Origin of the sequence: Arsukibacterium perlucidum DSM 18276 (genome assembly GCF_000382165.1) — a bacterium.
Taxonomy (GTDB): Bacteria; Pseudomonadota; Gammaproteobacteria; order Enterobacterales; family Alteromonadaceae; genus Alishewanella; species Alishewanella perlucidum.
In genome coordinates this window covers 126006-133373 of record NZ_KB907710.1, presented here as the reverse complement: position 1 = coordinate 133373, position 7368 = coordinate 126006, and the positions used below count along the sequence as shown (strand labels likewise).

Genomic DNA, 7368 nt, shown 5'->3' with positions numbered 1-7368 from the left:
TGTTCTTGGCATGATGGGTTGTCATGGTTAGTTTTTGGCGAAAGTAATTATACCAGCCCATCATGCTGTCTAATAATCCATCACGAAAGATCAACAAGCCCTAATACTGTTTATTTTATCTTTCTGCATGATGCTATGCCCCCACTCTCTGTTAAACCGTAGGCTTGCACAGAGAAGCTAACGCTGCCAGCAGGCGCGACGTTGTTTGGCGTCGCTTGACTGGCCTTGTTAGCAGCCTGCACCGAACTTTCGCGGCTTGCCGCACTGGCAAACCTGAACAACGGCACGCTGCTATTTATTAAAAACTAAACCGGTTAACTGCGACACAGCGAGCCAACCGGAACCTGTAAAACCATTAAAGCGAAGCCAAGAAGAACAACGCTACCGCCACACCCGTTTGCAGCAAACCCACAAACTGGCGAGCTTTGACTATTTGCCAGTGCCGCTAGGAAAGCCAAACACGCGCAATGCCGGAACAAAACCACTGACGAAAACCGTTAAAACCCGAGCACCTGCTAACGCCGCGCACACGGGCGACAAAAACGCGGCAGCGGGTTTGGCGTCCCAGCGGCCAAAGGCCGCGAGTGCTGCGCTTTGTTATGTGCCTTAATTCTCAAAATCCTCAGGCTCAATGATATTGCTGCCCATGGTGACACCGACCATATAACGTGCACCATAAAGGCGATTTCCATCTATGACTGGTGCTAAGCTAAATATATATACCCAATGTGATCCTGCCCGGGGGGCACAATCAGATACTAAATTTATCGAAATGCTACTTACTGCAACCGAATCAAATCTAGAATAAAAACCGTTGGCCCAATTTTGTGCAATTAGAACGGCTGCATTTATCGGTAGGGGAGGATCGGATTCTCCAATTTCCCAAGCCAGAGCACCATCAAAGGTATTTGGCTTTACAAATAAACCTGTTTTTTTCCCATCTTGACCAGTACTAGACATGAATGGCGAGTCATTGCAGCCTTGCGCAAAGGAATGCATTGAAACTAAAAGAAGAAAAATTAAACTTGTTCGTAGCATGTTAGCTCCTTTGGCACATAACGCCGCCCACAGCGGCGAGCGCAGCGAGTCCGGCAGCCAAAGGCTGCGAACTGATGGGCCTTGTTATACGCAATTTGCATTAGTGACTCCTATATTGCACCTGCCAATATAAGTACACCAAGCCTAAGAGCATAAAACTTAAAGGCGCTAAAAGTAACAACCACTTTTGGGTAGTAGTAAAAATATCCGGCATCACTACACGCACTAAAATTACTAAAAAAGTTACAAGCATAAGCGGTAAGATTGCTAATGAACCGAAGTATCCAAAGACGGCCGCTACTGTGTCACCTGTATAAACGAAGTGATAATACGTCAACATGCTTGAAATAACGGTTACAGCTGCTGCTATACACCAAAACCGTAGATTACTCATAACTTCCCTATTGCGTATAACGCTTTGCTAATTGGCTGCCGCAGCGCAGCGTAGGCAGTCCAGTGGAGGCCACGCTGTTTGTGGCCGGAACGAAATTAAGCAACTTGTTAAATTGCATTTGGTTTCAACCCGATATCAGAACACACTTCGGGTAAAATTTGCTCTGTGAGACCTGCCGGAAGGCGCTCTAGTTTGGGAAATGCCAATTGCCGTTGCAAAGTTTCTTTGCCAGTGGTGATTTTTTCAATCCAAGGCTTAAAGAATGAAACCCTTGAATAAACTTCCACTACACCGTACTTCCCGATATCCCCGCCTTCAACTCTGGAGCTAATGCCGAGTAAGTGGCTCTTACCGTCAATAGTCAGATAGGCTGGGCCGCCACTATCGCCCCCACCAGAAACACCTTCGTGTGGTAAAGCTGCATCATCTCTATCAAATTTGAATTTTAATAACGGCCCTTCTGCTTGTTCGATTTTATTTTGGGCTTTTCTCAAAACTCCTCGATTTTCATAATTATCAATCGTTTGACCGGTTAGCCCATTGCCAGTGCCACCGACACCGATAAACCATATTATCTTGCCAACCTCATCTGGTTTTTCATACAAACTCGCCGGTTCTACATCCTTTATTGGATTTACTAATTTTATTAACGCAATGTCGTGACTTTTACCTGGTTGATAATCTTTATGAACAAAGACACTTTCCACTTTGTGGTAGCCATTATTTAGGCCGATGTAGCTGCCAGAATTAATACAGAAAGTTGCGTGAGCGGCAGTAACAATCCAATCAGGCTTAATGAGTGTGCCATGAGCCCCATCAACATAAAGCGTTGCTAATGGTGAAAAATCTGCAGGGTCAGCAAGATACTTTTTGTCATCAACGTCATGACGAATAACAATTGCTGAAGCCGATAAGCTTGAAATTAATAATGAAATGAACAGGATTATACGCATGACTTCCCTATGCAATTTAACGCATAGCACATGGGCGGCGAGCCGCGCAGCGGGTTGACGTCCCAGCGACCGTAGGGAGCGAATGATGCGAATTGTTAGGCTTTTTGCTCATGCTGTTTGACACCTATTAATTCTTTTAAAATCTCAAACGATAACTGCTCAATGCTATACCGGCTAAAAAGATTATGCCAAAGCTTAGGAGCTTTGTTCGATAGCATTACTATTGCTGTATCTTGTTTTGGGGAACACACCACCATAGATTTTTGCCCCATTGTTTGCCCATTATGCCAAGCAAAATTACCGACTATGTCATCGCTTACTAGCATCCAGGCCAGTCCTACATGATCACATTTTGGGTCATTAATTGCCGGTAAAGTTGTTTTAGCCAATAGGCTCTTCCATTGTTCACCGGAGTAACCCAAATGTGCTTTCAAAAATACCATCATATCTTTAGTTGTCGAGCGCCAAAGCCCCGCAGGTTCCATACTCTCCCATTTAAAATGAGCTACTGCTTTGCTATTACCTCCGTGCCCAATAGCTAAACGATGCTCGTCATAAGCTGTAGGCGACAACTGCGTATCAGCCATACCAAGAGGATCGAGAATATAAGTTTTTACTGCCTCTTCATAAGTGCTACCAATATGATCAGCCAGAAGATTACCAAGCAGTGCCATACCAATATTTGAATAGTTAAACTTTCCACTCTTCAAAGGCTTATTAAGCCCGCGCAGAAAATTGCTGTAATCAGAACAGCTAAAATTTTTCACCGCCTTTTGAGCATCTAATACAAGCCCTTTAAAAGGGTTACTTGGCAACCCTGATGTATGGTTAGCAAGCTGCAATAAGGTAACATCTTTTGCAAAAGGTAGATCCGGCTTAAACTTATCAACTTTGTCATTTAAACTAACGAATTCTTTATCAACCAAAATCGCGAGTAATGTCGCTGTAAACGTTTTCCCGACAGAGCCGATTTCAAAAACATCAACGCCTGCTTGTACTTCAAGGCCATAATGCGACTGATACAGTTCACCATTGCGCCAAATTCCAACTACTAAGTGAGGAATGGAAGATTTAGCAACAAAGGCTTTAATTTTTTCGTCGATCTCTCTATTCACACTGATAGCCTAACGCTTCAATCAGCCGACACGTTAGTGTTCGGCTGTATTGATTTGTTAGCCGCCATTTGCTGCATCGATTTCTTCATTTCTTTCATCAACGGGTATGGATAATTATCAATATCATTTGATGCGGTTAGTACAAACAAGCCTATTTCAGGGTAGTAATCAAAGGTTGCATACGAGTAGCCGTTTGAGCCTGAATGGTTGATCCTTTGCATACCACTCTGGTTGTCGATTACCCAACCGTAGCCATAATACAAAGTTTGATCTGCGTTTTCAGCAATATGCAGATCAAACATTTGGCTCCAAGACTGCTCACTCAATATCTGTCTAGCATGCATTCTCAAGAACCAAGCATGCATGTCTTGAGCTGTCGATGAAAACCCACCACTGCCTTCAAGCCATCGTGCTCCTGGTTTTTCCCGAAGGTGTTGCAAAGAATCACCAACACTTCGACTCCTTGCTTGTAGCCTTAACATACGTTGCAACCAATTAGGGTCTGCGCCATAGTTTATGGCGAGTCTATCCTGCGGCACAGACAACAGGCGATACCCTGTTTCTGTTAAGCCTGCTGGTAACAGGATATGTTGTTTGATGTAATCTTCCCAATTTTGGCCAGTTGCAATTTCAATCAGTTGTGCCAGCAAACCATAACCGATATTTGAATAGTTATAGCTTTCACCTGGCAACGCTAATAATTCCTGCTTGAAGATTTGTAACCTATAAACATCAGTGTCTATGACATCGTAGAGCCCTAAACCCGGCGGATTTGGTGGCAACCCTGAAGAATGAGTCAATAAGTGATGAATGGTAATACTCTTCTTATCTGAGGGAACATCTGAAAAGTAGTTATCGATTGTAGCGGAAAGTGATAACTTCCCTTGCTCTACCAACAACATAATGGCCGTTGCGGTAAATTGCTTGGTCACAGAGCCAATATCAAAAACGGTATGTTCATCAAAAGCGCGCTGGTTTTCTCTGTCCGCCAAGCCAAAGCTTTGATGGAAAATGATAGCATCAGAGGTTGCCACGAATACCGTTCCGGAAAACGCTGATTGCTCTATCTTTTGCTGCCAATGCTGCAAGGGTTCTGCCGCAGACAGCTGTGAAGCGACTAATAGTGTCAATACACCAGCAAAAACTATGCGAAATTTAAGTTTTACCCCAGTTGTTTTCAAAATAACCTATCTTTGTTGTGGCTAACGCTTATTCGACGGAAAGATCCGTATTTAAAGACGGGTCTTTCCGTATTTGTAAAATTAATTGCTTGTACATTAACCAGAAAATTGCCTACAGACAATATCTTATAGAAATTAATTTTTAACACAACGAGACAAATACGGATACATCCGCCTAACAAAGGCAACTTGACTTTTCAGAAATAACTGTATACTTAAACAGTGCTTTTTTGGGAGGTACTTTATGCCGCAATCATCACCATTTTTGCAATACATCGCTGATGAAATGTATACCCGACGCTATGCCAAGCGAACTGTAGAAACTTATTTGCATTGGATTAAGTTTTTTATTATTTTTCACAAAAAACAACATCCAAAAGATCTGGTTGAGCAGCATGTAGAGCAGTTTTTAACCCATTTGGCCGTAACCCGAAATGTTGCTGTGCAAACTCAGGCACTTGCGCTTAATGCATTAAGTTTTTTGTATAAAGAGATTCTTAAGCGGCCGCTGGCGTTAAACCTTAACTTTAATCAGGCAATTAAACCACGAAAGTTACCCGTTGTTCTGACCAAGCCTGAGGTTAGGCAGCTTTTTACCTGTATTGACCCACAGTACTTACTCTTGGCGCAGTTGCTGTACGGCAGCGGCCTGCGGCTGATGGAGGCTGTGCGACTGAGGGTTAATGCCATTGATTTTGATTATTTATCTTTAATGGTGTGGCATGGTAAAGGCGGTAAACATCGCAGAGCAACCTTAGCCCCGGAATTGCTTGAGCCATTGCACCGACAAATTAGTCTGGTAGACGCTTTTTACCAACAAGATATACAGACGTCTGAATTTGCAGGCGTGTGGTTGCCTTTTGCCCTGGCACGTAAGTATCCTGCAGCACCCAAAGAACTGGGGTGGCAGTATCTGTTTCCCTCTGCCCGTTTAAGTATGGATCCGCAGCTTAATGTGTTACGTCGCCACCATATTGACGAATCCGGGTTACAAAAAGCGGTGCGCGCCGCGGCAACAAAAGCTGGCCTTGCCAAGAATGTTACCTGCCATACACTGCGCCACTCGTTCGCTACCCACTTACTGGAATCTGGTGCAGATATTCGTACCGTGCAGGAGCAGCTTGGCCACACCGATGTTAAAACCACCCAAATATACACTCATGTGCTGAAACAAGGCGCCAGTGGCGTAAAAAGCCCGCTGTCGATGTTGCTGTAATGATGTTACTGCTTTCACCATCGCTGCATTGCGTACAAGTATAAGTATAAGTATAAGTATAAGTATAAGTATAAGTATAAGTATAAGTATAAGTATAAGTACAATGTAGCCTGTATTTGCCAGCAAAGAGATATCACTAATGGACACCATGAGTTATTCAGCGTTTCGCGCCCAACTTGCCACAACCTTAGACAAGGTTAACGACGACCATAAGCCGGTACTTATCACCCGCCAAAACGGTAAACCAGCGGTGTTAATCAGCCTTGAAGATTTTCAGGCTTACGAAGAAACGGCCTACCTGATGGCCAGCCCGAAAAATGCGGCACGTTTAAACCAGGCAATTGCCGAAGTCGAGTCGGGTAAGCTGCTGGAAAAAGAGTTAATTGAAGAATGATGTTAACCTTTGCCCAATCTGCATGGGAAGATTATCTGTATTGGCAGCAAACAGATAACAAAACGCTGAAACGAATTAATACGTTAATTAAAGAAATAGCCAGGCAGCCGTTCGCTGGCATTGGTGATCCCGGGCCGTTAAAGCACAACTGGTCAGGCTATTGGTCACGACGGATAGACCGGGCGCTTCGGCTGGTTTACAAAGTGACAGACCATCAGATTGTTATTGTGCAGTGTCGATATCATTATTAGCCTTTACCTGTTTCAATGCTTTACCTGCTGCCATTCTTTACTTGTTGCCATTCTTTACCTGCTGCCACAGCGCTTCCATTTCATCCAGGTTACTTTGTTGCGGGCTTTTACCTTGCTCGCTAAGCGCCTGCTCGACGCCACGAAAGCGCCGCTCGAATTTGTTGTTGGCGGCGCGCAGCACTGCTTCCGGGTCGAGTTTATGTTTGCGCACCACGTTAACCAGGGCGAACATTAAATCGCCCAGCTCTTCTGCCAGTTCCGGGCTGCCGGCGGCGGTTTGTTCTACTTCCAGAATTTCTTCTTTTACTTTATCCCAGCAGCCGTCTACTGTCGGCCAGTCGAAGCCGACTGTAGCACAGCGCTTTTGCAGTTTGTTGGCACGGCTAAGTGCCGGCATCGCCTGTGGAATATTGTCCAGCACGCTGTGCTGGCCGCTTTGCTTGCGCTCGTTACTTTTCAGGGCTTCCCAGTTTTTAAGCACCGTTTCTGCGTCTGCGCCATCTGCTGCCTGCCTCTCGCCAAACACATGCGGGTGGCGCCGCTCCAGTTTGTCGCAAATAGCTGCCACGCAATCATCAAAGGCAAAACGGCCGTCTTCTTTGGCCAGCTGGGCATAAAACACCACCTGAAACAGCAAATCGCCCAGCTCGTCTTTCAGCTCGTCAAAGCTTTCGCGGGCAATGGCGTCGGCCACTTCGTAAGCCTCTTCCAGGGTGTAGGGCACTATCGTCGCGTAACTTTGTTTAAGGTCCCACGGGCAGCCGGTTTCGGGGTCGCGTAACCGGCTCATAATGGATAAAAGGCGCTGAATATTATCTGCCACACT

8 protein-coding genes are annotated in these 7368 nt (G+C 45.0%); 3 read left to right on the top strand and 5 right to left on the bottom strand.

Annotated elements, in window-relative coordinates; translation table 11 throughout:
- Positions 1–606: 606 nt before the first annotated feature.
- The 4 genes from H141_RS0109560 to H141_RS0109545 all read right to left on the bottom strand — a co-directional run bounded on the left by H141_RS0109560 (position 607) and on the right by H141_RS0109545 (position 4681).
- Complete coding sequence (locus H141_RS0109560; RefSeq protein WP_019676041.1) at positions 607–1038, bottom strand: hypothetical protein; 432 nt, start codon at positions 1036–1038, stop codon at positions 607–609.
- 501 nt (positions 1039–1539) lie between these two features.
- Complete coding sequence (locus tag H141_RS0109555) at positions 1540–2385, bottom strand: trypsin-like serine protease (RefSeq protein WP_019676039.1); 846 nt, start codon at positions 2383–2385, stop codon at positions 1540–1542.
- A 95-nt stretch (positions 2386–2480) separates the two neighbouring features.
- The gene (locus tag H141_RS0109550; RefSeq protein WP_019676038.1) at positions 2481–3500 is read right to left on the bottom strand and encodes a serine hydrolase domain-containing protein; all 1020 of its coding nucleotides are present in this window, start codon (positions 3498–3500) and stop codon (positions 2481–2483) included.
- A 17-nt stretch (positions 3501–3517) separates the two neighbouring features.
- On the bottom strand, positions 3518–4681 hold the full coding sequence (locus tag H141_RS0109545) for a serine hydrolase domain-containing protein (RefSeq protein ID WP_019676037.1): 1164 nt from the start codon (positions 4679–4681) through the stop codon (positions 3518–3520).
- Positions 4682–4925: 244 nt separating this feature from the next.
- On the opposite strand from H141_RS0109545, the gene H141_RS0109540 reads away from it, so the two are divergent.
- From H141_RS0109540 to H141_RS0109530, 3 genes are all read left to right on the top strand, one after another.
- Complete coding sequence (locus H141_RS0109540; RefSeq protein ID WP_019676036.1) at positions 4926–5897, top strand: integron integrase; 972 nt, start codon at positions 4926–4928, stop codon at positions 5895–5897.
- 139 nt (positions 5898–6036) lie between these two features.
- Positions 6037–6291 (top strand): type II toxin-antitoxin system Phd/YefM family antitoxin, encoded by a 255-nt coding sequence (locus H141_RS0109535; RefSeq protein WP_026349360.1) that lies wholly within the window; start codon positions 6037–6039, stop codon positions 6289–6291.
- Positions 6288–6542 (top strand): Txe/YoeB family addiction module toxin, encoded by a 255-nt coding sequence (locus tag H141_RS0109530; RefSeq protein ID WP_019676034.1) that lies wholly within the window; start codon positions 6288–6290, stop codon positions 6540–6542. Before H141_RS0109535 ends, H141_RS0109530 begins: the two co-directional genes overlap by 4 nt.
- A gap of 37 nt (positions 6543–6579) precedes the next feature.
- On the opposite strand, the gene mazG is transcribed toward H141_RS0109530, so the two are convergent.
- Positions 6580–7365, bottom strand: coding sequence for a nucleoside triphosphate pyrophosphohydrolase (gene mazG / locus H141_RS0109525; protein ID WP_019676033.1), 786 nt, complete (start codon positions 7363–7365; stop codon positions 6580–6582).
- Positions 7366–7368 lie beyond the last annotated feature (3 nt).